The organism is Pseudomonas sp. PSPC3-2 (assembly GCF_049897085.1).
GTDB classification, from domain to species: Bacteria; Pseudomonadota; Gammaproteobacteria; order Pseudomonadales; family Pseudomonadaceae; genus Aquipseudomonas; species Aquipseudomonas paraveronii.
The window spans coordinates 75,489-99,239 of record NZ_JAFCVO010000012.1; the positions used below are offsets into that span (position 1 = coordinate 75,489).

Here is a 23,751-nt window from a genome sequence, read left to right on the forward strand (position 1 = left end):
CGTATGGGGGCTTTGACGAAAGCTGAGATGGCGGAACGTCTGTACGAAGAGTTGGGTCTGAACAAGCGCGAGGCCAAGGAATTGGTCGAGCTGTTTTTTGAAGAAATCAGACACGCTCTGGAAGACAACGAACAGGTCAAATTGTCCGGTTTCGGCAATTTTGACCTGCGGGACAAACGCCAGCGGCCTGGCCGCAATCCAAAAACGGGAGAAGAAATCCCGATCACGGCTCGCCGTGTGGTCACCTTTCGTCCAGGGCAGAAGTTGAAGGCCCGAGTTGAGGCTTATGCTGGAACCAAGTCATAACGACGAGCTCCCCGTCATCCCAGGCAAACGTTACTTCACCATCGGTGAAGTCAGCGAGCTCTGTGCGGTAAAGCCGCACGTGCTGCGCTATTGGGAGCAGGAGTTTCCTCAACTCAACCCCGTCAAACGCACCGGGAACCGTCGGTATTATCAGCGCCAGGATGTGCTGATGATCCGACAGATCCGTGCATTGCTATACGACCAGGGGTTCACCATAAGCGGCGCGCGCCAGCGCATGTCCGGTGATGAAGCCAAAGACGACACCACCCAATACAAGCAACTGATCCGCCAGATGATCTCCGAACTCGAAGATGTGCTGGTGGTTCTGAAGAAATAATTCAGGCTTTTAAAATACTTCCACATTTCAAAAGCTTGCGGTATATTCCTGATCGCTTCGTTGCGAAGCGAACCCAGTAACACGCCTAGTCGGGGCGTAGCGCAGTCCGGTAGCGCACTAGCATGGGGTGCTAGGGGTCGAGTGTTCGAATCACTCCGTCCCGACCATATTTTTCAATGACTTAGCCGCTTTTTAGCGGCTTTGTTGTTTCTGCCATAGTGACTTTCCGAGTGACCTTGGCCTTTTTCTTCACGCTTCCCTCCTTTTCAGAATCGTCAGCGCTGGTGCGCGCGAGTGTAAGGAGGCGTCGGATTTGGCACTGCCTTGCAGGATGTTTGGCACAGGGTGTCCGCCTTAGGAACGCGGGATTTCGCGGATTTTTTGGCACCGCAATGGTGTCACTCAGATTCTGGTTTCGACGGCCGAGGAAACTTTGCATTTGGAAAGCCTTTTTTAAGCGCCGTGTAAAGTTCGTCAGCCACTTTATCCAAGTCCTCGATTGATCTATCCACCCTGAAAATCAGACGTTTCGTCTGGTCTATCAATTGCGAGAACAGTCGTGGGCCAAGCGCTTGCTCTAAAGATCCGTGCGAGATCGTTCCGCCATTTGGGATGATCTTTTCGAGGATTGGCTGCACTTCCACATAGTGCAGCGTCGAACGGGTCCGGACCACGTCTATCGCATGAAGGAAATTCTGTTCGGCAATGACCAGTGCTTCCAGTATCTCCGCATTTCCTAGGTCAAGAAAGAACGCAAGACTATCTAGATCTACCCTCGGCAGCTCATCCAATGGATAGTCTATAGGGGGGAGTGAAATTACTACCGAGGGGTTGTCGCGATAGTCATCCACAAAGTCCATCTGTATCTGAGCGACAATATTTATCTGGCGCCACAGCGTGAACATGGCACGTGCACCAGCACCTATCTGCCTTTTTCGCTCGTCCTCTTGGGCCGCATCTCGTACCAAGGTTGCTCCATACGAGGCGCCGACATAAGCGGCGATCAATGTCGCTACAGCGGGTAGAAAGTCTTTCGCGAAAGCTGCCAGTTGCGGTGTTCCAAAAGGGGCACTGAACGATGCTGCAACAATGATCAAAACCAGCAAGGTTAGTGGGTTTTTGAGTTTTTTCATTCCGTTACTCTAGGGAAGTGTCCTTGCATGAATGCGTTGCTAGCGTAGCGCGGTGTCATGGGGGTGTTGGCCATTTTTTGACTGATATCGAAATTTAGGCAAAAAAAGACCTTGGAGCGCTAACCAGGCGTCCAAGGCCAAAGTGCTGCGGGATGGCAAACGGAGAATTAAACCATCCCTTTCCCTCAACAACCTGCTGCTTAACCTCCGCGTCTCATCTGGACGCCAACCCGCCGCTCAAACTCTGCGAATACCGTATTGGTATCGGTTCTTACCTCAAATACAAACGGGCGATTGAGGACGCCTTCCAAGCGGCTGATAGCGCCATTGAGACCATTTACGCCGCCCATTGCCCCTTCGGTGCCAATCATTCCGCTAAACGCACCACCCGGCTGACTACCACCTGCTGTCATGGAATTCGTGTCCGTCAGCCGTTGTGCTTGTGAAGACATCCAATCGGCTGGACTGGACTGCGTCATCATTGCCTGCAACCTCGCATTCGCCGCTTGAGTTGCCATACCTGCACTCACGGCGCGATCAGCGATCCCTGCCGCCCAACTACTGGCACCACCAATCGGCAGGCCAGATGCCGTCAGGCCCGTTTCATGATGTGCCAGGCGCTGAGCTTCTGATGACAGCCAATCTTGTGACTGCTCAGGGTTCTTATCGGCCAGGGCTATACGGTTGCGATAGAAGGCTGTTTGGTAGGTGCGCTGATCATCGTTTGACAGTTTGCTGCGTTGAGCCTGATCAAGCCGTGAATCATCACCTTGAGGTGTGGAGCCTGGGATGAACGCTCCCGCGAGTTGAGGAAACCGGTACATCGCATACTTGGCATATGGTTCAACCGCTTTCATCCATTTGGCGCTGTTGGAGGGTGTTTTCCCCTTGCCAGTTGAGCCCAGCGAGATGTCAGGTGATACGCCACCACCCATATTACCCGGCCAGTTGGTGACAAACACCGAAGTGACGCCCGTGGCCTCTTCCAGCACCTTCCCGACTGCGATCCCTTGCATAGTTTCCAATGGGTTGCCCATTCCTGGCAGCTTGTTCAGCAACGCCCCAGCGCCTTTCTTGAGGCCACGTCCGGTGTAGTAACCGCCAATCGCGGTGGCGGCACCCAGACCTATCATTTGCTCGCCTGACAGGTTCAAGTCATCGAGCAGGTAGCTGCCCATATTCGCAAAGGCTTCGTTGATCGGACGCGACATGCGGTCGGTGGCGTCCCGTAACGTGGCTCGCATACGCCCAGCCGTACCGGTGGCGCTGCCGGTGTTCTCTTTGAGCTGCTGGTTGAAAATAGGTGCTGCGTTATGAACCTTGTCAGAGATACCAACCATATTGCTCTGACGATCCCCCGTGAGCATCCAGCGCCATGCTGTTACTGCATCACGATCCATGCTCTTGAACACCACGTTGAAAAAACTAGCGCGGCTTTTGTCATCAGGCATCTTGTCGTACTTTTTACGCAGATCTGCGATCACTTCGAAAGGATCACGACGACTTTTATCTTTGTTGAAAAACTCAACGCCTGTGGTCTTGCTGACTTGTTGCTGGTAGGTGCCAGTGTTGAATACCGACAAAAAGTTTCCGGTCATCGTGCGCAGGTTTTCGGCGTTGGGTTCCACGTTCGACAGAGACTCGATCAACCCCAACGATTGGTGAAACTTAAATCCTGCGGCATTCGCATTGCCACCAACCTTGCTAAAGATGTCGCCCAGGTCGGTCAGCTCGGCCTTGGCGGCATCACCCGCGATGGTCATTTTCTGGAGAATATCCAGCATCGTTGCCGGGTTCTCCAGGTCGAATCCGTAGGCCTCCTTTGCCGCCATACCAGCGCCCGCCAGAATAGTCGGATCGGCGTTGCGCAGGGCGCTTGCCTGGCCGATAGCATCAATACTCGACTTCGCGGCCTTTGGACTGAGACCACCAGCCAACAAGGCTTCTGCACCGCCCAGAATAGAGTCGGGATCATTGCCATACGACTTTGATACTCGGAATATCTCTTTGCGCATATCTTCATTTTGAGCCGGCGACATGTTGGCCGTCTGTCCCAGCTGGATCATCCTTCGGTCAGTCTTGGCACTATTTGCTACCGACAGCCCAACACCGATACCCAACCCAGCTCCAGCTAAGTGACCATTAACGCCCGACATCATGCCTCTGACCCGACCGATCTCGGCCCGAGTGGCAGCGGCCACTGATTTAATAGTGCGCAAACTGCTGGTCGCGGCACGAGCTAACTGCCGAAAGCTCGTGCTGGTACGATCAACACCAGTGCGAAGCGGCGTGATGCCCTCGCGCTCTGCACTGCGTAGAGTTGCCTTGGTTTCCTGAGAGGCGCGACGAGCTGCTTGGCCCATGTCCTTGAGTCCGGCACCTGTCTGAATGACCTCGGTGCGGAACTCTCGCCCACTTTTGGTACTGTCCCGCATGGCCTGTCGAATTGCTTTAAAGCTGCCGACGCCTGCACGGCCAATACCTGAAATAGATGTTTGTGCTTTCTGGCCTTCAGTTGCCAGGGCACGAGCGCCTTCTTTACCAGCCAGGCGCAGGTCACGATTCAAGCCCGCGATCTCGCGTCGGCTGTTGCCCGAATTTGCCTGGATACGTAATGCGACGCGTAGATCGGCGGACATGAATTACCCCTTGGTTTTCTTGCGTCGTTTACTCACGTAGCGAGTCCCCGTTTTTTGTTTGCCTATGAGCAGGTCGAGACGTGCCTCGACCTCCGATTTAGGCATTCGGTTTATTTCGTCGAGTCGGTAGCCGAATCTGACAAGGGCGTGTTCGACTTGTCGCCAGCCGTGCTTGCTGCGCTCGGCAGCGCGAGCTTTTTTTCCAATGCTTCGTCGGCGGCACCCAACAACGCCAAGTCAGTTTCTGCCAGTTCAGATCGCAGCAAATCGAAGGTCAGCGCCTCGGCTGGAATATCACCAAGCGATAACAACTGGCGGTGATAAATAGCCATGGTCGCCACATGCAACGACGCTTCGGGATGCTCGCTTTGAACGTCGATCAAATCGCCTGCCAGCGGAATACGCATGGTGAACGTCTTGTGCCGAGAGCCCGCGTAGTACACACCGACCGCCAGTTCACCATCGATGGTCAAACCTTCCCAACGCTTATCGATATTACTCATCGTGACGACTCCTATTAGCTCAACCAGGTACTGACAAGAGGTTCGGCGGTGCCTGCCCAGGGATTGCCACCGTTAGCATCCTTGACCAGCAGTGAACGAGCTTTTCCTTCAAGCACTGGCGGCACCAGCAACATGCCCGGAAGAACACCCAGAGGTCGGCCACCGTCGCTTTTGAAATCCATCATCGCGGCGCGGGCTGCTTCATAATTCTCAACAGTAAGAGGTGCTTTCGAGCAGTAGGCGAACTGCCAGAAACCGAACCCAGCGTTCACCCGCGCATCCACCCCCATAGCGGTACTCATCGCGCATGAACACCGACTCATCATCAACACGGGTCATCGCTTTAAGGTCATAGTCCTGACGCTTCTGGAAGATGATCGGCTTGATCGCTCGGCTGACATCGAGCAGATACCAGGCGGGGCCAGCGCCATCTTGGAAGTTGCTGACCGAGACCGCGTCCCCGGTCGCGTCGCTGTTCGGATAAACCGGGTGATCGGTATCGAAGAAGTTTTGGCCGTCATAGCACTTTGTAGTGAGGCCGGCCTTGAGCAAGGCGAAGACCAATTCGTTCGGGTGGGCTGTTGACGCTCGCCCCATTTCCTCGATCAGCGGAGAGTAAACCCCAATTTGGTCATCTTCGATATCAGTACGCGATACAACGATAGAGCTTTCATACTTCTTGTTATCAATTGTGTATCCGTGAGCTGCCATATCCTTCAATACGCGGTCACCTACCCACTCACGGAATGCTGGAAACTGTCCCAGCCAAGCGTAGGTGTTACTGCGAGTCGAGGACGGTACGATGGTGGCAATTTTTTGCCAATCGGTCGGCGTGCCTGTTTGTGCTTTTTGGAATACTGCTTTGAAAGCAACGAATAGTGCATTAATGGTGTTTTGTGTAACGATCATTTGATAAACCTGTTTTTTGATTTCTTCAAGCCTTCTTCGTTCGCGAAGTTGGCAACGATGTCATACGTTGTTGCAGACGTGAGTCCATGCTTCTTTGATAGGTCGCTAATTGATACGTCGTTTTTCCAGTCGCTATATATTTCTTTGTTACGCTGTTCTCGGTCGTATCTGAAACCTTTGGGGATATAAATGACTCGGCCTCCAAAATACTTGGAAAGTCCCGTGATCACTTCACTTGCAAGATGTTCTGGAGTAGAACCTTGCTCAAAAGCGTGTGTAATTGAGCTTTCAACTGATTTGAAAAGCTTCAGCGCAGTTCCTTCCCAGGTGAAACTTGGAACCCGTTTTCCCGTTTTGCTCTGCTCATCTTGTTCGCTCACACCCCGAACCCCCTTAGTGTTTAAATCTCGCCTCAAGACTCAATGCGCGTTCGTCAGTGATAATGTCGTACACGGTCTGTGAAGCTATTGCGTATTTCCTGATTAACTCTTCATGCGGAATGCCGCTCAGAAAATCAGAGTAAAGAGCTTCACTTCTGAGCTTTTTCTTTAGTGCTGTACCGCGTGGGAGATAAATCATTCCGCCGCCCATCACGTCGCATATAGCGACAACTGCCGATTTAGCCAAGTGATGAGGCGAGGCATCGAGTTCCATTTCTTTATTAATGGAGTGCTCTATTATTTCGAGCATCTCGATCATGCTCTTAGGCAAAGGATTCAAGTCTTTCTTTCGTCCGGCCTTTTTCTCGGCTTCATGCATTTCAATGTCTCCAACCAACCTTGCGTCGACAGGAATCATTGAAACGCTTTCTCTTAGAGGTTCGTATATCAGGGGGGTTTAAGGTTTTCGGCGCGGAACAACAGCGGCGTCTTATATAGAGAAGGCATTCGAGTGAAGCCGTGACCAGCTACTTTGCGCATTGAATGGCGTATCACGTGGGAGTGGGCCGTATTGCGCAGCCATGAAGGGCGTTAGACCCGCGTTAGAAACGGTGATCGAAAGAAAGATAGATCAGCGGTTGGCTTAGGGATTTGCGCGCCTTGAATCGCTCTATAGGCAGATACAATTCTTTCGGGAAGTAAAGCCGGTCGTCGGGGGCGGACCGGCTGAGGTGCCGAGCAGTGATTTATGAGGTGAGAACGTCATTGATTGACTTGAAAAGCGCACCGAACCTCAGGCGCGTGGCTTCATCAAGTGTTTCTGGTGGGGCGGTAGAGAAAGCTGCTGCGACCGCGTAGTGATTGAAGCCACCCGAAGGTCGTACTTTGATCTCCCTAGCCTCCAGGGCTCGCTCTATACGATGTACGATGCGATCACTTTCCGGCAGCTCGGATTCGAGGACCGGGACGCCCTTGAGCTCCTTTATATAGGCCTTATTAAAGTACTCAAGGTAAAGCCCTATGGGGAGAAGATCTTCGATATCGCTTGGAACGGTGTTCTGGCCGAATTTTGATGCGTCGCGAAATTGTGAAACGTTAAACACTGATTTTTTTGCCAGCAGTTTTTGCTGAATTAGTCCATCAAGCTTCTGTTCAGGTTTTCCACTGAAGTCATGAAGCACTGCGACTTCAAGACCGTTTGCCCCTAACAAGGACACAAAGGTCGCTACATTGCTTAGGCCTCCAACAGGAACGATAGTTACGTCCGACGAGAGGCTTTCTTCACCGCAAGCCTCTAGAAGGGCTGAGGCAGTCAGTAGGTATGCGAGTTCAGACGGGCCCTCAACTAATAAGTTCTTACTTGCAATGAAGAGATTTTGAGCAACGCTCCAACCCAGCGCAGCTTGAAGTGGAAAAATAGTCCGAGCATCAGACCCTGACAAATTGTCAGAAACAATAGTTCCACCTGGTGACTTGTCTTCAACCACGCGTACTTGATGGAGACGGTTTGAGTTCACCATGAAAGGCGAGTGAGTTGTATAGATGACTTGATGGTCTTTTGCGAGGTTATCAATGTAACGTAAGAAATCCGCTTGAGCTAATGCGTGCAGCGCAAGACCCGGCTCATCTAGGAGCAGAACCAGCTGGCTATGCTTTGGTGCGCCTGAAGGATCTACTTGTTGTTGTACACTATCAAACCAGACTAAGAAGCTGAAGAACCAAATGAATCCTCTGCTACGCTGATCAAAAGGAGTTGTTACTCCTCGATGGCGGCGGTTTTTTATCCGTAAATATAAGTTCGGGCCGTCATTAAATGGTGCTTCGTCATTTGCGTCGGAACGAATATCGACCTCGACCTCTAAGTCTTCATTTTGTTTCCAAAATTCCAGAACCTGATCTGTTAAGCTAATTGATACAGCTTCAACTTTTGCTTTTAATTCCTCGTATCCAGTGCTTCCCGAAAAATCATCCATGTCCACATCTGCCATGCGAAGCAGTGCCAGAACTGCCTGATGTTTCGATTGGATCTGTTTATTTGCGTTGCTTGGATCGGCTTTGGCATTTGCTACACGGCTTGCCAGATCTTTTAGGTTAAGCTTGCCTGGTAGTAGGTCGTAATCGCTAAAGTAAAGGAATTTTGGAAGTCTGCTTGATAAAAAATTCCATGTCTCGTATTGAACAACACTTTCCCACTCTGTTGCTGATGCGCGTGCTTCTAGCACCGTCAAAAAAGTGCTATCTGCCTCGTTCGCGTCTATTTCCTTAAGCTCTGAAAGTGCTTGTCTCAAGGTTTTGCATTTTTTGATTTTTGCTGCCGCGTCACTGCTTAATCCGACCGTGAGAGCCAGCGCTTGTACCACCGGGGCCTCATCGACATTCAGTTCAATTGTTTTTTTGTTGTCGTATGAGTGAGATACCGAGAAGGTGAAATCTGGCTGAATGTCCGTTTTGAGTTGTTTGTTAATCTGATCAACTTCCTCCTTTTTTAACTTATACGTCAGTCGTGTTGCCGCCTCTGGATTTTCCGCATGACGCTTCATGTAGGAGGTGTAATCTTTACGCGGGTAATCATCGGTAGGGTTGAATTTCTCCTTGCCTAACGCATCCTGAGACTTATGCAGCGCCTTAAGAAAAACAGTTTTCCCGGCTTCGTTCATGCCGACCAAAACGGTGACGTCTTGGTCGATTTCGACGTTTTGAATCGTGTTTATGGAACGGAACGGCCCGACTTGCGCGGATATGAGGATCACTGCGTCTCTCCCTATGTTGAGTACCCTGACCAGCGATAGTACCCGAGGCCGTGGAGGTATCACATAGGGTAGGAGGGCATATATGGCTATTGATTATCTGAAAGATCTACCGGCGTTCAGGTAGCGCAATATGTGTTGATTACTCATCGGCCGGTTTCGTTTTCCGGACAAATGCGACCTTTCCGAGATTAGGATCGAAGACCTGCCCTCCACGCTGGATCATTGGTGCTATTGGTCCCGTGTACATGCCATGCGCAAGGCAATAGCGTGCTTGTCTCCCTGGCTGCGCAGGAGTAACCACGGTCAGATAGCCAGCCCAGTTCAACCACTTGAGATAGTTTTTTGCTGTGGCAATGCTTGTCGCCGCCGCTGTACTGGCGTACATCGCTAGCTCGGTCGCGTTGACTTCGTCCAGCATCCTGAGCGTGCGCCACATTGCTTCTGTACCTCGACCTAGTTGGCTTGGGGTGCCGTCCAATCGAAGCTGGGGAGCCTCGGTGCCCACGTCACGAACTAACCGGAATTCTGCTTGATCCCCAATACCATCGCCGCGTTCTAGATAGCCAGCTTTCCTCAGGCTGTTTATGTATGTCCGAACGGTTTCATCGTTGAGGTCAGTGCGCCTACTGATGGTGTAACAACTAATACCCTCAGCGTGCTTTCTAATCATTTCCCACACACGCTGACGATTGCTTTTACCGTCCTGAATGACCATGTGTGCGGGCTTCCGGCCAATGCCCATCAGAGTGTTCTCCGCAATGGTGCCTCACCGGTGAACCAGCCACGGTCTCCCCACTGCGCGCTATCAACAGAGTCCCAGCCGAACGCGTGGGCTTCGGATTGTAGGCGGTAAAGGTTTACCACCACGCGACGTAAGCAGCCGCGCACGGCTTTTCGTAGGTCTTCAAGAAGGTCGTCATGAATCTGGAGGTGTGGATAGCAGGCGGCTGACAACGTTCGCAGATCTTCCTGTGTGGCAGGTTGTGCTGGCACCCACTCCAAAACCCTATTATGTAGGCGCTCAAGTTTGGCTAGGCTGAACGGTACGCGCTCTTCTCCGATCAGAACAATGGTCCCGTGGCTGGCGTTATAGATGTCCGTCAGAACGTTGGCCGCTGCCTTTTCTAGAAGGTACTGTGCATCGTCGACGATAAGAGGGCGCCCGCTCCGTGACAATTGATCTGCGATTTGATCAACCATCTCCGACATGGTGCGGCTTGGCACTATCGTCATCTCCCGCAAAACGGCGGCGAGAAAGGCCTTCTTTGTCCAAGTGTCCCGGCACTCGACGTAATAGGCGCGATAGATGTTGGCAGCGAATGTTGCTCCCACGGTTTTGCCTAGCCCGCTAGCACCGTACATCACCACTAATCCGGGTAAGTTGGATGGTCGTGCCATAGCGCGCTCAACTGCGCTAGCCAGCAAGCCGACGTTCGTCAGGGGGACTATCTTCGGTGCGCTCATTCCATGCTTCTCCATTTTGTATACGTGCTATCGGCCATAGGTGTTGGCAATGGCCCTACGAGTTGGCGTGCTCATACATCCGCTTGATAGCGGTAAAGTCGAGATGGCGCGGGTATCGCTCATGCCATAAACCTTCTTCTACGTTAAGAAGCTCCCCGGCTTGGAAGCGCCTGTTGAGTGCTTCCCACAGTCGATATCTACCAATCGGGTCGTTAGGTAATTCGAATCTATTGGTTTTGGGAGTCGTGAGGCTTGCGGCAAAGCGCTGGGCGTCGGCCAGTCGCTCGTCGCTGAGGTCGGCGGATGGCGCTGGGGAGGTAGTGATCAGTTCTACGCGGCTGGCGGTCAGCGTTTCCAGCTTGTCCACGGCGCGTTTCATCTGGCCTTTCTCGCGTTTGTCGTAGGCCTTTTCAATCATGGATTTCGGCATGTAATCGCTGGCATTGCCGTCGAGGATTGCTTCGCCGATCAACTCCCCGTCCAGCGTGCGGACCCAAACGCGGGATGAATCGCGGACGTCGTATGCCAGGCGGATTTGCTCGCCCTGAAAGTTACGCAAAGCGTCCAGGAAATAGGTTTCGCCGGACCAGGTAACTTCGCCGCGACGTGTCGGGCGGATAACTTGCGGGCGTGTCAGGTCATTCAACAACTCGGCGGGTGCCACAATCGGCTCCCAACCAGCGGCAACGGCTGCGCTCCAGGACTCATTTGGGCTCATGTGACGAATCTTGCCGGTCAGCGGATCGCGGAGTTTTGCGAGCGCCCGGTGTGGGCAGTTGTTGTAGGTTTCGATCTCATATTCGACACCAGACATGAACTCGGCGAAGGTCGGAATCAGGCGTGTTTTCCCGGTTTCGCGCAGTTCTTTGCGGCCAATTCGATGTACCTTTGTCCCGGCGTGTTTGTCCATGTCCGCGCCGATGTAGCTGGTTAGTTTCTTAGCAGCGTTGACCCATATCGTTTGGTGAGAACGTTCGATTAGGCCCCGTGCTTGGCTGTTGTAAGGCAAAGCATGGGTCATGGTGCCGCCCAGACGGTCGACTACCTCGCGGACAGTGTCGTTGGCGAAGCCAGAACCGTTGTCGACATAGAAGAAGGCGAACATGCCGTGCTTCATGGCATCGCGCAAAGCGTCCATAACACCGATGGTCGATTCGGCTTCACCGATGGAAATACCGACGGCCTTGCGGGTGGCGACATCTAGGACGGTGGTTACTTCCGGGCGGTATGGCTTTCCAGTGCGCGGATTCAAAACCTCTGCGTCGAACTTGTGTCCGTCGGCGGTAAACACGTCGCATGGAAGCAGGCTTTTGGTGGTCCGGCGTTTAAAGGGTTGAAGGGCCTTCAGCTCCTGCGGGGAGCGACGGCCGCGCTCGCGGACCTCGGCACTCAACTTATTAAGGAAGCGGCGGACGACATGAATACTCGGGCGGTCGGCTGGACGCTTGAGGGCGAACTCGGCATAAGCCGCTTCGACGCTGGGCTTGGTAGGGCGCTGATAGCAGGTTAGGAATGCCGCCGACCATATTGGCAGACTCAAGTCTTTCTGGCGGCGCGCTGGAGCCAAGCCGATTTCACCCTTTTTACGATAGTCGGCCAGCCAGCGTTTTAGCGTGCGCTCGCTCAAAGACCGCTCACCGGATTTACGATTGTTCGCCCGTTCCACGAGGCCGGTCAGATATGTGCTGAGTTGGTCGGCTTTCGCCAGACTTACTAGAGTCTCGATGGCGCGTTGCTGACTGGTGGTGTTATTCAATCGCTCGACCTCGCGCACAAAAGCTAGGCGAGCCGTCATTACAGAGCGTTGACCTTCGTTTAAGCGTGACGGAAAAACAGTGTCACGCTCTAATAAATTTTGGTGGGTATTGGCACTCGGTGACGTTTGCAGCGTTGCGACTGAACGGGCAATTAGCGCTGTTTGGGTATCAACCGGTAATTGAGCGAATGGAAATTCCTGTGCTTTTGAGCCTTGCCTAAGTTGGCTTTTCCAGCCCGCACGCGATGCAGCTTTCCTAACGCCCTGAGTCGTTTTTGGCATGCCAGTTAAACCGGCGAGCTCTTTGGCGGTGTACCAGTTTTGCATCAGCAGACCTCCTGCTTCGTTACCGGACGACAGGCCCTGGTGCCATTGGCGCCAGGGCCTGTAGCTATCGCTATGCTGCTTGGCGAGCGGCCTGGTATAGAGAGTCAGCATCTTCAACCAGTAGCTGTAGAGCACGCGAAACCTTCGCGATGTCCCGAGCCCCAGTGTCATCTGCATTGCAAACGCTCAGTACAGAAAGCAGGTCTTTAACGGCACCTAGACGCCAGTCAGCGGCGTCCATCAGATCCCGTCGAGTTGCACTGTCATTGAGGTAAAGGACTGGGTTTGAAGAGCCTTGTGAGTTGGTGTCGAGAGGCTTGAAGTTAGCCATGGGTCACCTCCGCAACATCGTGGCTTGATTCAAGAGCACGCGCCTTTTCCATGGCGGCGTTGTAACGACCAAGGCGTACTGAAAGTGATGAGTCTGCTCGCAGAGCGGAGAGAGCCATAGCTCTGAGGGCTGCTGCGCGGCTAAGCGCGGACGGATTTCGGGTATGTTGCTTCATTGGGTGTTGCTCCAACTTAATATGTGGAGCTGTCACCAATCGCCGTCAAACGATTTAGGGTGGCAGCTGTGCGCGGGTTGACGGACCGGGAAAGTTGGCACCCAGCGCACCCGAAGGTGCCCCACGCACAGCCGCCATAACACTAAACGGCAGGCACAAAAAAAGCGCCTGCTGTCGAATGGTGGGCGCTTATGCGCCAACTTGCTCGGGCCGTCAAACCCGGTCGCTGATGTGCAGCGACATGTGGACATTAGCGGTTTCCCATGTGATCGGCAAGAGCTAACGTTTCGTAGGGGATAGAAAGGTTACTCGGGAAGGGCGTTGCATCCGTTTCTTTTTGCGTCCGTTTCTGATCATCCGATTCGTAAATCTAGACTCTTAAAAAGCCTATATAAAACAATATGTTGCTGTGAAAACGAAACAATAGAAACTGAAAAGATGTTCGGTTCCTTTTCCCCTGCTAGAAAAGGAACCAATTTACTGGGCAGGGAGAGAGCTGAAGCGCCTTGTTCTCGGGCGTTCTGGCAACTCCAAGCTTATGAGGTCGGTGTGCCAAAGAACCCGCTAAACGCATACAAAATCGCTAATAATCATCTCTTTTCGCTTAGCGTGTCTTTGGCACTGATTCAGAGGGGAATCGGAAGAAGGTTCTCTCTGGAAACCCTTGATCTACCTGGCTTGGCTCGATTTGTCTCGGATAATCCCGCTTCTTCCCGCCGACTTCCTCACCAGTGCCAAAGCTGCCACCTCCTCACAGGTCCTCGCGAATCGGTTGCTGATACCATGTTCGCAGCTTCAATCAGATGCCCGAGCTCTGCGCCCGAGTAGTGACTGGTGATGCTGCCGTTCTTGTGCCCCAGAAGAGCCTTGCGGTCTTCCTCGGTTACGCCTGCCGCGCGCAGCCGGCGGCCAAATGTGTGCTTAAGGTCGTGAATCCTTATGGATGCATAGCCTGGGTGAGCGGGGCGAAGGTTTTCCTCCTGCCAGAGTTTTGCCGCTCTCACCCGCGCCTTCTTCCAGGCCGAGTCGTTCATTCGGTGCATCGCGGTTCCGTCGTATGGGAAAACCCACTCCTTGCTGATGCCGCGCTGCTTCTCGATGATCGACCTGGCCACGCTGTTCAGCACGACCAGCCGCTCGTCGCCGTTCTTGACGCCGGAGCGTTCGTGCCTCCCCCCAAAGTCGGCCGGTATCAGGAAGACGCTGGTGCCCAGTTCCGGTACCGCGATCTCCCAGTCCCACCTCAGCTTGCAGACCTCCTGCTCACGCGTGCCGGTGTTCACCTTGAACAGCGCCATCGTTTGCAGGTGAGCCGGCAACTCTCCAAAAAGAATCGACTGCTCCGGCCATGACATTGGGTACGGCTTGCGGCTCGACTTCTTCTATTCCAGCTTCGTGAGCATCGGCACGCTATCCAGCCATGGCCTGCGCTCATCGTCTCGCCACTTCCTGGCACACAACGACAAAACCCGAACCACGCGCTCGATCGAGATATTCACCGTCCTGTTGCTGACTCCCTTCTTTACCTTCCCGTCCTCCAGCTTCTTCGTCGCCAACCGATCCTTGATGAATGGCACCAAGGCCTGGTCATCGATGTGGGTCAGCGGCATGTCGCCAATGAATGGGTCGAGCTGCGAAAGGTGATGCGCCGACAGCTTGATTGAAGGCTGGTCTTTGAACTCCAGCAGGAAGCGAGTCGCCGCCTCCCGCCAGATCCTGACCTTCTTTACGCCGTACACCTTCTGTTGCCGGATCTGCTCCAGCCGGTAGATCAGGTAGCGCTCCGCTTCTTCCCGGTCACCAGTTCCAGTGCTTTCGTAAAGTCGTTCTCCGTTGATTTTCTTGTCGATATGCCAGAGACCTTTCCTTTGGGAGAGGCCTGTGATCGATTTTCGCGCCATGATTTATCTCCCTTCTGGCGCTCGCTGCGGGGCGATTGTTGCTCCGTTGCGCCTTTTTTATCAATCGCCTTTGCCTCGACGTATGCCGTGGCCCAGTCGTCCAACTCCTGCCTGTCGAACCCGACGCCACGGCCCTCTATGGGGAATTCGCTAACGTAGGGCCGGACGGTTTCGTCGAAAATTGCCCGGCACATGCCCAGATAGCCGGGCGCTTCCTTTGCTCGAATGAATCGCGGGATTAGCTGTTGAGCGCCCATAGCTACCTCCCACAGCCCATTCCGGGCCGTGCTGAATTGATGGTCATTTGGTGTCCTTGCCGCGCTGGGCGGCAGAAGATGGGTTATCGGGTGGCCTTAGCGAGTACGGCATCTGCAACCTTAATTGCTGCCTGGGCATCGTTTACATATGCCGGATCAAAGCCGCCACACAGGTGGATGGTTGCTTGACAGGCCCGCAGGTTCTCGCGGGTGATCTTCAGCGCGGCGACCAGCTCTTCGTGCAGCTCGCGTTCCTCCCGGCCGATGTCCCAGAAGCGCTGCCCCCAGTGATCCGCCGGCGGCGGGTTGGTGTTCTGTGCGCCCATGGCCAGGGCTCCGACAATCGAGTCACACAGATCGCGCTTGTAGGCGTTGTCGCCGTCGATGCTCAGCCCGCTGCGACGCAAGGTTGAGATCACCTCGTCGAGGCTCAAACCTTTGTCTTGAAGGACGATGTCGAGCTCTGGCTCGCCTGGTGCGTAAATCACCAAGGCCATCTTGGTGCCCGGCACGCAATGCTTGCTGAGTTTGACCAATGCGTCGTTGGCTGCTTCGTGAAATCGTTGAACTCCTGACATACGAATTCCTCGCCCGCCGCTCACCGGCAGGCATGTAGGGGGATTGGCGGGCGCATCCAGCAGGGCGCGCAGCTCTTTTGCCCTTGCCCGCATAATCGCATTAGGACTATCCGACACATATGTCGCAAAGGGTTCCAGCAGCTCACGCGGCACGCCGTCAATCGTTTGGTTGGTGGTCATGGCTTCACCGATTTCGGTTCAAGGCGAGCAATTCGCTCGCGCAGGCTGTTGATTTCGTCCTGGTACTGATCGGCCAGTGTCGTCAGGTCGTTGAAGTTGACCCAGTTCCCATGCTTTTCCGGCACGCGAATGACGCTGCCTTTTTCATCCTCGCCGCCGCGCCAGAAGTTGAAGCGCGGTAACTGGTGCACTTTGTCCCAAAGGTCATATCCTTCGCGGTTTTTGATGTTCCGCATAAATCACCTCAGCAAATCAGTTGTGCCAGTGCCAGTAGGCACCAGCAGTAGGCGGGGAGTTGTTGCATGTCAGCCTTCCTCGCCGCAGCAGTCGGGACAGCCCTGAGCCCATGGCGACGATGAAACCTTGATCGTCTTATGATCCATGCACAGGGTGCAGATCACCTCATCGCCACCACCCTCTGATGGCTTGAGTGCAATGTCGATAAACCGAAGGATCACAGCGTCTGTGAGCTGGCTGCGAACCCACATCAACGAAAGCTCAAGATCACCCTTGCGGCCCTCCAGCACATCCGCCCGCTCATCCGCTGCGGTCAGGCGCTGTTGCAGGGCTTCCGCTTGTACTGAGTAAGTCAGCGCGCATTCGTTTGCCGAGGCAATCTGTTCCCGCAACGCAGCTTCACGCCCCAGCGCCGCGTTACGCTCGGCGGTTACACGGTCGAAGTCGGAAAGCATGACGTACTCCGCACCACCAACCCGCGAACGCTCAACCATGTAGCCGATTATCTTGAATTTCGTTACTTCGGACACAGCAATTTCCTTGCCGGGCCATGCCCGGGCGGTGGAGTGGGGGAGTTCAGAGTTGTTGCAGAAGGCGCCGGCCGATCCAGCGAACCACTGTGACGGCCTTGCTGTTGCCGATCGCCTTGTATCGGGGGCCGTCTGGGCATTCGCTGGCAGGCTTCCCGCGCCATGGGATCAGCGTGTAACCACCTTGCACCAGCCGTCCATGGCGGGGTTGATGGCGTCGATGGTCGGCCCCTGGGGTGGATTGTTGATTAACCTGTGTCTGATCGTCTCGGTAGTCGGGGCGTTAATTGCCTGGGTGGCCCTGAGCGCCGAAGAGGTGATGCTCGCAGGACGGGGCAAGAGTGCCACTCAATGGCTGGGCCGACTCAACAAAAACGGTGCGCCGCGCAATGCCATGTGGCTGACCACGGGCATCGCCCAAGCGATGATCCTGGTGGCGGGCGTCAGTAACGCCGGTTACCTGGCGCTACTGTCGTTCTCTACCTCGTTGGCGCTGTTTCCTTATTTGCTCTCGTCAATGTACTCGTTCAAGTGCGGCCTTAATGGACGAGGCTACGAGCCTGAAAAGGCGCCCGGGCGCTACTGGGAAATGGCCTTGGCAGGCTTTGCGGTGTGCTTTGTGTTGTTCATGCTTTACGGCGCTGGCTTGAAGTACGTGTTATTGGCGGCCGTGGTGTGGATGGTCGGTCTACCGCTGTTTATCCTCGGCAAGCGGGAGCAGCGGCAAAAGCTCAGCCCTGTGGAATGGGTCGTGTGTCTTGGGGTGGTAGCGATGGCGTGTGCGGGGCTGCTGGGCTTGTTCTCGGGCTACTTGAGTTTGTAGTTTCGATTAGGGTCGATGCGTCGATTTCCCCGATGTGACCAGCGGTAAGGCCAACGCCGCAGTACCGATGGTGGCGGTGGGTGCTCGTGAGGCCGGTAATGGCGTCTCCCCCGAGAGCTGGCCGGCACAGACGTCTAGGCGAGTCCCCATCACACCGCGCGACGCAGGCCCTGCCGGCCAAGCAGCGTGCGCTAGCCCTTCAATCAGCGCGCCGCAACAGCGAGGAGCTAGCCCGCACCTGTAACTGTGGCGCCAGGATGATCGACTCGGCAGGTTCGCCCAGAATGCGCTTGTGCAGCAACTGCACCGCATGCAGGCCCATCTGCGCCAGCGGGAGGCGCACACTGGTCAGCGGCACGAAAAGTTCTTTGGCCAGTGGGGTGTCGTTGAAACCGACCACTGCAATGTCCTTGCCCGGCGCCAATCCCTTATCGCGCGCCGCCCCCATCAGGCCGATGGCAAGGAAGTCGTTGACCGCGAAAAACGCCTGCGGGGCAGGGTTGAGTCCCAACAGATACTCGCCTTGCTTGTGCCCGGTGAGGCTGTCAAAAGGGCCATTGAGGGTCCACTCCGGGCGCAGTGTTATGCCTTGCTCGCGGTAATAGCGGATGAACCCACGGGTCCGATCTGCCCCGGTGGACGCATGCCGTTCACCCGCCAGTATCGCCACATCGCGGCAGCCCTGTTGGTACAGGTGTTCGGCCGCCAACCAGCCGCCCATTTCGTCGTCGCTGCCCGCCGTCAGGTGCCCGCCAATCTGGCGGCTGACGAGTACGTAGGGCATGTGTTTGCGTTGAAGCAAGTCAAGCAATGGCTGGGTTTCACCCACGTGAGAGTCACCGACGATCAGCCCGGCCACCGAGCGGCGCAAAGCGTGCTCGGCACGTGCCATTTGGCGTGCCTGCTGGTCGTCGGTGTTGGCGACGAATGTGAGATAGCCCGCTTGCTCGGCCGCGCTGTCGATGCTGTCGTAAATGGTCGCCATCACCAGGTCGGTGAGGCGTGGCATGAGCACGCAGATCTCCTGGCTTTTACGCAATTTCAGGTTGGATGCCTGCGTGTTCGGCCGATAATCCAGCTCTTTGGCCAATGCTCGAATACGCGCCACGACCTCCGTCGAAGCCGCTCGCTCGACCCCGGCCGGGTCGCCATTGAGCACCCGCGACACCGTCGAGACGTGTACCCCGAGAGCAGTCGCCATGGACTTCAGTGTGGCGGGGCGAGATTGATTCGGCATGTCTGAGAGGCTTCCAAGCATCTATTTCCAGCGCGCGATTCTATCTCAATCGACGCGCCCGCCCGCGAAATAAATCTTTACCCAAACGATTGACTAACACTTTTCCACTCTCTACATTTTGCCAACCCAAACGTTTGGGTAAAACAATAAAAAAACGCCGGACGCGGCCGATTTTTTGACTTCTGCCATCATTTGAAGAGTCAGATCCTATGAACAGTCCCGCTATCCCACGTTTCCGCTACCAGATTTTCTTCCTGATCATGCTGATGGCATTGCTCAACTACATCGACCGTGGCGCGATTTCTTATGCCTCGGCGAGCATCCTTCCGGAGTACGGCTTCGACAAGGCTGACTGGGGCAATGTGTTGGGGTTCTTCGGCTACGGCTACATTCTCGGGGCGTTGATCGGCGGCATTCTGGCCGACCGCTTTGGCGCCAAGCGCATCTGGCTGATTGCCGGGGCCACCTGGTCGATCTTTGAGATCGCCACCGCGTTTGCAGGCGACTTTGGGCTCGCGTTCATGGACGGCTCGGCCATGGCCGGTTTCGCCACCATTCGCGTTCTGTTTGGCTTTGCCGAAGGCCCGGCGTATTCGGTGATCAACAAGAGCGTCGCTAACTGGGCGACGCCCAAGGAGCGAGGCTTCGTGGTTTCGGTCGGCCTGCTGAGCACCCCGCTCGGTGCGCTGCTCACGGCACCGGTGGCGGTGGGCCTGCAAACCCTGACTGGCGACTGGCGTAGCATGTTCGTGGTGCTGGGCGTGGTCAGCCTGGCGCTGCTGATTTTCTTTATGACACGCTTCACCAACACCCCTGATGAGAACCCTCGGATGTCCAAGGCCGAGCTCGACTTCCTGCGTCAGGAGCGTGCCACGGCAGCCCATGCCTCGCCCCCTGACACAAGCGTCACGCCGGTGTGGCATTTCTTCAAGAACAAGGACCTGCTGCTCAACGCTGTCGGTTACTTCTCGTTCGTGTATGTGACGTTCCTACTGCTGACCTGGACCCCCAAGTACCTGCAGGACGAGTTTCACTACAACCTCTCGTCGCTGTGGTACATGGGCATGATCCCCTGGACCGGCGCCTGCTTCACCGTGTTGCTGGGCGGCAAGCTATCCGACTGGCTGCTACGCCGCACCGGCAACCTGAAGGTGGCGCGCAGTTGGCTGGCCGCGACCTGCCTGCTGTTGACCACGCTGTGCTTCATCTTGGTCTCGCAGGCCCAGACGGTGTGGGGTGTGATTGCCCTGATGACCGTGGCCAACGCCCTCAATGCGCTACCGAACTCTGTTTACTGGGCCGTGGTGATCGATACCGCGCCGTCGAACCGCGTGGGCGCCTACAGCGGCATGACGCATTTCATTGCCAACACCGCCTCGTTCATCGCACCGATGCTGACCGGCTACTTGACCGTTCGCTACGGCTACTCGTCGATGTTCGTCGCGGCGGCGGTGGCCACTGCGCTGGGCATGGGCGCGATGTTGATGGTGCGCCCTGGCAGTCGGCACGTTGCCCCGTCCCCTTTACCCGCCGTGGTTTGATGGAGCTGTTTGTATGAACATGACGAAGCCTACCCATGCTGGCTATTTTTTTGCTCAATCGGTCACTGATTTGGCCCAGCGCCTTCGTGCGGGCAGCCTGACCAGTGTCGAGCTGACGCAGGCGGCCCTTGACAGCATCAAGCGGCTGAATCCGATCTTGAACGCCTTCGTGTGCGTCGATGCAAGCGTGGCGCTGGCGCAGGCGCGCAAGGCTGATGAACTGTTCGAACAGGGCCTGGACCTGGGGCCGTTGCAGGGTATTCCAGTGGCGGTCAAAGACAACATCGATACGTTCGACTATGTCACCACCTACGGTTCGGCGCATTTTGCAGGTTTTAAACCCGAGCACGATGCGGTGTGCGTGAAGCGTTTGCGCGAGGCGGGCGCGGTGATCGTGGGCAAGACCCTGACGCATGAATTCGCCTACGGCCCGACGGGCGACCGCTCGCTGCAGGGCGCCGCGCGCAACCCTTGGAACGCCAACTGCATCACTGGTGGGTCGAGTGCCGGCAGCGCCGCCGCAGTCGCCAGCGGCATGGTGCCGCTGGCGCTGGGTACCGATACCGGTGGCTCGATCCGTATTCCTGCGGCGTTGTGCGGCGTGGTCGGCTTCAAGCCATCATTTGCCAGCGTGCCGCTGGACGGCGTGTTCCCGCTTGCGTCGAGTCTCGACCATGTGGGCCCGATCGCCAACCACGTCGAGGATGCGCGTCTGTTGTTCGAGGTGATCGCCGGGCGCACGTGTGCGCCGTTGGCTAACCCCAGACCGTTGCGGATTGGCTGGATCAGGTCCGGCAGCTTCGGCCCGGTAGACGCGGAGCTGGATAGCCAGGTGTACCAGGCGGCGCAACAGCTCTTTGGCGAGGGGCTACAAGAGGTCGACGAACTGGCGCAACTGTCGGCCGACATGAAAGCGACCTTGCAGGTGTTACAACGCGCCGAGGCTTTCAATGTTCACGCCGAGCGCATGCAGAGTGCGCCGCACATGTTCGAGGCCGAGGTGCGCGAACGCCTCGAGTTGTCGTGTGAAGTCAGGGGTTGGCAATACATCCGCGCGCAGTCCAGCCAGGCACGCCTCAAGACTGCGATGGCGCAGGTGTTCAAGCGCTATGACTTGCTGGTCTCGCCCAGCGTGCCGATCACGGCGACGGTGGTTGATGCGCGTGAGGTGCAGGTTGGCGCGCAGGACATTGATGTGCGCGCCGCCTTGCTCAGTCATACCAGTGCCTGGAACCTCACCGGGTTACCTGCAATCAGCCTGCCGGTGGGGCTGGTGAGAGGGATGCCGGTGGGGCTGCAGGTCATTGGCGCAGCAGGGGAGGATGATCAATTGTTGAGGGTAATGGCGCAGCGATTCGCAGGGCATGCAGTGGCTTCGGAGCCCACTGAACGCTAATGCAGGATCTGCGCAAGAAAGCTCTGCGCCCTGGGGCTTTGCGGGTTATTGAAGAAAGCCTCTGGTGGGCTGTCTTCAATGATCCGGCCGCCGTCGAGAAACAGCACCCGCTCTGCGACCTGCCGGGAGAAACCCATTTCATGGGTGACACAGAGCATGGTCATGCCGGTGTCGGCGAGCTTGACCAACACATCCAGCACCTCGGCAACCATCTCCGGGTCGAGGGCTGAAGTCGGCTCATCAAACAGCATGATCTTGGGTTTCATGCACAACGCCCGGGCAATGGCCACGCGCTGCTGTTGCCCGCCGGACAACTGGCTGGGGAACTTGTCGGCCTGGTTCTCGATACCGACTTTGTTCAAGTAGAAACGCCCCAGTTCTTGCGCTTCCTTGCGCGACAGACCCCGCACCGACATCGGCGCCAGCATGCAGTTTTGCAGCACGCTCATGTGCGGGAACAGGTTGAAGTGCTGGAACACCATGCCGATCTCGCTACGCACCTGAGCCGCTTGGCGGGTGTCCAGCGCCAGGTCGGTGTGGTTGACCCGGATATGGCCTTTCTCAGCGATTTCCAGGCGGTTGATACAACGGATCAGTGTTGATTTTCCCGAGCCAGAAGGCCCACACAGCACGATACGTTCGCCTTCGCGCACGTTCAGCTCGATGTCATGCAAGACATGGTAGGCGCCGTAGAACTTGTTCAGCCCTTCAATGCTGACCACGACATCGCGTGTGTCCGGTAACGCAGCGTTGCCGGGCAGGTGACGTTGGGTGTTTGTCGCTGGCATGGCGGTTACTCCGCAAATCAGTGGAAACGTTCTGCGCTGTAAGGCGCCGGGTCAGTAAAGGTCGCGGCGCCGGTGAGCATCTCGGCAAGCAGGCGCCCGCTGACCGGGCCGAGGGTCAGGCCGTGGTGGGCATGGCCGAAGTTGAACCACAGGCCCGGGTGATGTACCGCCGGGCCGATCACCGGGCGCATGTCCGGCAGGCACGGACGACGACCCAGCCACGGTTCGGGGTCCAGACGCTCGCCGAGTGGGTAGAACTTGCGCGCCAGGGCTTCACAGCGACTGAGCTGAATGTCATTGGCCTGATCGCTGCTCTCGGCAAACTCGATGCCCGTGGTCAGCCGGATACCCTGAGCCATCGGCGCCAGGACATAGCCGCCCTGGGCATCGCAAATGGAATGCTGCAACTGTGCATCGTGCAAAGAGCTGTAGTGCATGTGGTAGCCGCGCTTGATTGCCAGCGGAATGCGATAGCCCAGTGGCTTGAACAGCTCGGGCGCCTGTGGGCCGAGCGCGATCACCGCCTGTTCGGCACTCACCGGGCCTTGTTCGGTCTGAACCTGCCAGCCGTCGTCGAGCTGTTTCAGCGTCAGCGCATCGCCCTGAATGAACTGCCCGCCGCGCTTGATAAACAGCGCGGCGTAGCCGCGGGTCAGGGCCCCGGGATCGCTGACGGTTTTCGGATCAAGCCAGTGAATACCGCCCACCGCCTGTTCGCTCAGCGACGGTTCACGCTCGCGCAATTGCTCGCCGTCCAGCACTTCATAACGCAAGCCATAAGGCCGCAGGGCATGGGCATCGGCCTGGGCCTTGATAAAGGCCGGTTGATTGCGAAACACCTCGATCCAGCCATTGGCTTTGATCAGGTCGCTCATGCCGGCGGCCTCGATCAGCACATCGTGCTCATCCACGCAGCGCTGCACCAACGGCAGCATGGCGCGGGCGGCCAGGTTCAACCTGGGCGGCGACGAGTTCTGCCAGTAGGTGAACAGCCAAGGCGCAACCTTGGGCAGGTAGCGCCAGCTATACCGCACATCGGATTGCTGGTTGAGGCCGTAGCGCACCAGGCTCGACAGCTCTCGCGGGAACGCATAGGGAATCACACTGGAGCGCTCGATCAACCCGGCATTGCCATGGCTGGTGCCGTTCCCGGGTTGCTGGCGGTCGATCAGGATGACCTGAACACCACGTGCTTGCAGGTGCAGTGCGGTACAGACGCCGACAATCCCGGCGCCCAGAACGATGGTTTGGCAGTGCATGAAAAAATTCCTTG

General features: G+C 56.1%; 23 protein-coding genes, 1 tRNA gene and 1 pseudogene. 6 read left to right on the forward strand and 19 right to left on the reverse strand.

Translation table 11 applies throughout. The annotated features are described in order from the left end of the window. Positions 1–3: 3 nt before the first annotated feature. From ihfA to ACP7CJ_RS20150, 3 genes are all read left to right on the forward strand, one after another. Positions 4–306, forward strand: coding sequence for an integration host factor subunit alpha (gene ihfA / locus ACP7CJ_RS20140; protein WP_002553164.1), 303 nt, complete (start codon positions 4–6; stop codon positions 304–306). After that, on the forward strand, positions 287–643 hold the full coding sequence (locus ACP7CJ_RS20145; RefSeq protein WP_003174972.1) for a MerR family transcriptional regulator: 357 nt from the start codon (positions 287–289) through the stop codon (positions 641–643). The genes ihfA and ACP7CJ_RS20145 overlap by 20 nt, the downstream gene beginning before the upstream one ends. A gap of 90 nt (positions 644–733) precedes the next feature. Continuing rightward, positions 734–810, forward strand: a tRNA-Pro gene (locus ACP7CJ_RS20150). 231 nt (positions 811–1,041) lie between these two features. On the opposite strand, the gene ACP7CJ_RS20155 is transcribed toward ACP7CJ_RS20150, so the two are convergent. The 16 genes and pseudogenes from ACP7CJ_RS20155 to ACP7CJ_RS20230 all read right to left on the reverse strand — a co-directional run bounded on the left by ACP7CJ_RS20155 (position 1,042) and on the right by ACP7CJ_RS20230 (position 16,693). Then, positions 1,042–1,776: a hypothetical protein gene (locus tag ACP7CJ_RS20155; RefSeq protein WP_322214046.1), complete on the reverse strand. Its 735-nt coding sequence runs from the start codon at positions 1,774–1,776 to the stop codon at positions 1,042–1,044. A 200-nt stretch (positions 1,777–1,976) separates the two neighbouring features. Continuing rightward, positions 1,977–4,415: a phage tail tape measure protein gene (locus ACP7CJ_RS20160; RefSeq protein ID WP_426101269.1), complete on the reverse strand. Its 2,439-nt coding sequence runs from the start codon at positions 4,413–4,415 to the stop codon at positions 1,977–1,979. A gap of 110 nt (positions 4,416–4,525) precedes the next feature. After that, positions 4,526–4,918 (reverse strand): hypothetical protein, encoded by a 393-nt coding sequence (locus tag ACP7CJ_RS20165; RefSeq protein ID WP_426101271.1) that lies wholly within the window; start codon positions 4,916–4,918, stop codon positions 4,526–4,528. A 14-nt stretch (positions 4,919–4,932) separates the two neighbouring features. Continuing rightward, positions 4,933–5,244: a Mu-like prophage major head subunit gpT family protein gene (locus ACP7CJ_RS20170; protein ID WP_426101393.1), complete on the reverse strand. Its 312-nt coding sequence runs from the start codon at positions 5,242–5,244 to the stop codon at positions 4,933–4,935. Next, positions 5,129–5,827 carry a Mu-like prophage major head subunit gpT family protein gene (locus ACP7CJ_RS20175; RefSeq protein ID WP_426101273.1) on the reverse strand — a complete coding sequence of 233 codons (699 nt, stop codon included), beginning with the start codon at positions 5,825–5,827 and terminating at the stop codon, positions 5,129–5,131. Before ACP7CJ_RS20175 ends, ACP7CJ_RS20170 begins: the two co-directional genes overlap by 116 nt. Continuing rightward, positions 5,824–6,207: a Mor transcription activator family protein gene (locus ACP7CJ_RS20180; protein ID WP_426101275.1), complete on the reverse strand. Its 384-nt coding sequence runs from the start codon at positions 6,205–6,207 to the stop codon at positions 5,824–5,826. The genes ACP7CJ_RS20175 and ACP7CJ_RS20180 overlap by 4 nt, the downstream gene beginning before the upstream one ends. A gap of 13 nt (positions 6,208–6,220) precedes the next feature. Beyond that, positions 6,221–6,586 carry a Mor transcription activator family protein gene (locus tag ACP7CJ_RS20185; protein ID WP_426101277.1) on the reverse strand — a complete coding sequence of 122 codons (366 nt, stop codon included), beginning with the start codon at positions 6,584–6,586 and terminating at the stop codon, positions 6,221–6,223. 367 nt (positions 6,587–6,953) lie between these two features. After that, positions 6,954–8,957, reverse strand: a complete 2,004-nt coding sequence (locus ACP7CJ_RS20190; RefSeq protein ID WP_426101279.1) for an AAA family ATPase — start codon at positions 8,955–8,957, stop codon at positions 6,954–6,956. 139 nt (positions 8,958–9,096) lie between these two features. Then, positions 9,097–9,672: a hypothetical protein gene (locus tag ACP7CJ_RS20195; RefSeq protein WP_426101281.1), complete on the reverse strand. Its 576-nt coding sequence runs from the start codon at positions 9,670–9,672 to the stop codon at positions 9,097–9,099. A 26-nt stretch (positions 9,673–9,698) separates the two neighbouring features. Continuing rightward, positions 9,699–10,421 carry an AAA family ATPase gene (locus ACP7CJ_RS20200; RefSeq protein WP_426101283.1) on the reverse strand — a complete coding sequence of 241 codons (723 nt, stop codon included), beginning with the start codon at positions 10,419–10,421 and terminating at the stop codon, positions 9,699–9,701. A 55-nt stretch (positions 10,422–10,476) separates the two neighbouring features. Further along, positions 10,477–12,681 carry a Mu transposase C-terminal domain-containing protein gene (locus ACP7CJ_RS20205; RefSeq protein ID WP_426101285.1) on the reverse strand — a complete coding sequence of 735 codons (2,205 nt, stop codon included), beginning with the start codon at positions 12,679–12,681 and terminating at the stop codon, positions 10,477–10,479. Positions 12,682–12,827: 146 nt separating this feature from the next. Further along, positions 12,828–13,010: a hypothetical protein gene (locus tag ACP7CJ_RS20210; protein ID WP_426101287.1), complete on the reverse strand. Its 183-nt coding sequence runs from the start codon at positions 13,008–13,010 to the stop codon at positions 12,828–12,830. A gap of 725 nt (positions 13,011–13,735) precedes the next feature. Further along, a pseudogene (locus ACP7CJ_RS20215) lies at positions 13,736–14,911 on the reverse strand (tyrosine-type recombinase/integrase). Between the two features lie 340 nt (positions 14,912–15,251). Beyond that, positions 15,252–15,746, reverse strand: a complete 495-nt coding sequence (locus ACP7CJ_RS20220) for a hypothetical protein (protein ID WP_426101395.1) — start codon at positions 15,744–15,746, stop codon at positions 15,252–15,254. 176 nt (positions 15,747–15,922) lie between these two features. Further along, positions 15,923–16,162, reverse strand: coding sequence for a hypothetical protein (locus tag ACP7CJ_RS20225; protein ID WP_426101289.1), 240 nt, complete (start codon positions 16,160–16,162; stop codon positions 15,923–15,925). A gap of 69 nt (positions 16,163–16,231) precedes the next feature. Next, positions 16,232–16,693: a hypothetical protein gene (locus ACP7CJ_RS20230; protein WP_426101291.1), complete on the reverse strand. Its 462-nt coding sequence runs from the start codon at positions 16,691–16,693 to the stop codon at positions 16,232–16,234. A gap of 184 nt (positions 16,694–16,877) precedes the next feature. Here ACP7CJ_RS20230 and ACP7CJ_RS20235 point away from each other — a divergent pair, with 184 nt between their 5' ends. Continuing rightward, positions 16,878–17,516, forward strand: a complete 639-nt coding sequence (locus tag ACP7CJ_RS20235) for an amino acid permease (protein ID WP_426101293.1) — start codon at positions 16,878–16,880, stop codon at positions 17,514–17,516. Positions 17,517–17,715: 199 nt separating this feature from the next. Here the strand turns inward: ACP7CJ_RS20235 and ACP7CJ_RS20240 are convergent, their stop codons facing one another. After that, positions 17,716–18,717: a LacI family DNA-binding transcriptional regulator gene (locus ACP7CJ_RS20240; RefSeq protein WP_426120569.1), complete on the reverse strand. Its 1,002-nt coding sequence runs from the start codon at positions 18,715–18,717 to the stop codon at positions 17,716–17,718. Positions 18,718–18,962: 245 nt separating this feature from the next. On the opposite strand from ACP7CJ_RS20240, the gene ACP7CJ_RS20245 reads away from it, so the two are divergent. Then, entirely contained in the window at positions 18,963–20,294 is a 1,332-nt protein-coding gene (locus ACP7CJ_RS20245; RefSeq protein WP_426101297.1) for an MFS transporter, read from the forward strand. A 13-nt stretch (positions 20,295–20,307) separates the two neighbouring features. Further along, positions 20,308–21,690 carry an amidase gene (locus ACP7CJ_RS20250; protein ID WP_426101299.1) on the forward strand — a complete coding sequence of 461 codons (1,383 nt, stop codon included), beginning with the start codon at positions 20,308–20,310 and terminating at the stop codon, positions 21,688–21,690. On the opposite strand, the gene ACP7CJ_RS20255 is transcribed toward ACP7CJ_RS20250, so the two are convergent. Both ACP7CJ_RS20255 and ACP7CJ_RS20260 read right to left on the reverse strand, forming a co-directional pair. Further along, positions 21,687–22,478, reverse strand: a complete 792-nt coding sequence (locus ACP7CJ_RS20255) for an amino acid ABC transporter ATP-binding protein (RefSeq protein WP_426101301.1) — start codon at positions 22,476–22,478, stop codon at positions 21,687–21,689. The genes ACP7CJ_RS20250 and ACP7CJ_RS20255 overlap by 4 nt on opposite strands. Before the next feature lie 17 nt (positions 22,479–22,495). Beyond that, positions 22,496–23,737, reverse strand: a complete 1,242-nt coding sequence (locus ACP7CJ_RS20260) for an NAD(P)/FAD-dependent oxidoreductase (protein ID WP_426101303.1) — start codon at positions 23,735–23,737, stop codon at positions 22,496–22,498. Between the last annotated feature and the right edge of the window lie 14 nt (positions 23,738–23,751).

Bases quoted from the DNA above. Each gene is read 5' to 3' on its own strand.
- ihfA (WP_002553164.1), top strand. From the start codon at position 4: ATGGGGGCTTTGACGAAAGCTGAGATGGCGGAACGTCTGTACGAAGAG.
- ACP7CJ_RS20145 (WP_003174972.1), top strand. From the start codon at position 287: ATGCTGGAACCAAGTCATAACGACGAGCTCCCCGTCATCCCAGGCAAA.
- ACP7CJ_RS20155 (WP_322214046.1), bottom strand. From the start codon at position 1,776: ATGAAAAAACTCAAAAACCCACTAACCTTGCTGGTTTTGATCATTGTT.
- ACP7CJ_RS20160 (WP_426101269.1), bottom strand. From the start codon at position 4,415: ATGTCCGCCGATCTACGCGTCGCATTACGTATCCAGGCAAATTCGGGC.
- ACP7CJ_RS20165 (WP_426101271.1), bottom strand. From the start codon at position 4,918: ATGAGTAATATCGATAAGCGTTGGGAAGGTTTGACCATCGATGGTGAA.
- ACP7CJ_RS20170 (WP_426101393.1), bottom strand. From the start codon at position 5,244: ATGATGAGTCGGTGTTCATGCGCGATGAGTACCGCTATGGGGGTGGAT.
- ACP7CJ_RS20175 (WP_426101273.1), bottom strand. From the start codon at position 5,827: ATGATCGTTACACAAAACACCATTAATGCACTATTCGTTGCTTTCAAA.
- ACP7CJ_RS20185 (WP_426101277.1), bottom strand. From the start codon at position 6,586: ATGCATGAAGCCGAGAAAAAGGCCGGACGAAAGAAAGACTTGAATCCT.
- ACP7CJ_RS20195 (WP_426101281.1), bottom strand. From the start codon at position 9,672: ATGGTCATTCAGGACGGTAAAAGCAATCGTCAGCGTGTGTGGGAAATG.
- ACP7CJ_RS20200 (WP_426101283.1), bottom strand. From the start codon at position 10,421: ATGAGCGCACCGAAGATAGTCCCCCTGACGAACGTCGGCTTGCTGGCT.
- ACP7CJ_RS20205 (WP_426101285.1), bottom strand. From the start codon at position 12,681: ATGCAGATGACACTGGGGCTCGGGACATCGCGAAGGTTTCGCGTGCTC.
- ACP7CJ_RS20210 (WP_426101287.1), bottom strand. From the start codon at position 13,010: ATGAAGCAACATACCCGAAATCCGTCCGCGCTTAGCCGCGCAGCAGCC.
- ACP7CJ_RS20220 (WP_426101395.1), bottom strand. From the start codon at position 15,746: ATGTCAGGAGTTCAACGATTTCACGAAGCAGCCAACGACGCATTGGTC.
- ACP7CJ_RS20225 (WP_426101289.1), bottom strand. From the start codon at position 16,162: ATGCGGAACATCAAAAACCGCGAAGGATATGACCTTTGGGACAAAGTG.
- ACP7CJ_RS20240 (WP_426120569.1), bottom strand. From the start codon at position 18,717: ATGGCGACTGCTCTCGGGGTACACGTCTCGACGGTGTCGCGGGTGCTC.
- ACP7CJ_RS20245 (WP_426101297.1), top strand. From the start codon at position 18,963: ATGAACAGTCCCGCTATCCCACGTTTCCGCTACCAGATTTTCTTCCTG.
- ACP7CJ_RS20250 (WP_426101299.1), top strand. From the start codon at position 20,308: ATGAACATGACGAAGCCTACCCATGCTGGCTATTTTTTTGCTCAATCG.
- ACP7CJ_RS20255 (WP_426101301.1), bottom strand. From the start codon at position 22,478: ATGCCAGCGACAAACACCCAACGTCACCTGCCCGGCAACGCTGCGTTA.
- ACP7CJ_RS20260 (WP_426101303.1), bottom strand. From the start codon at position 23,737: ATGCACTGCCAAACCATCGTTCTGGGCGCCGGGATTGTCGGCGTCTGT.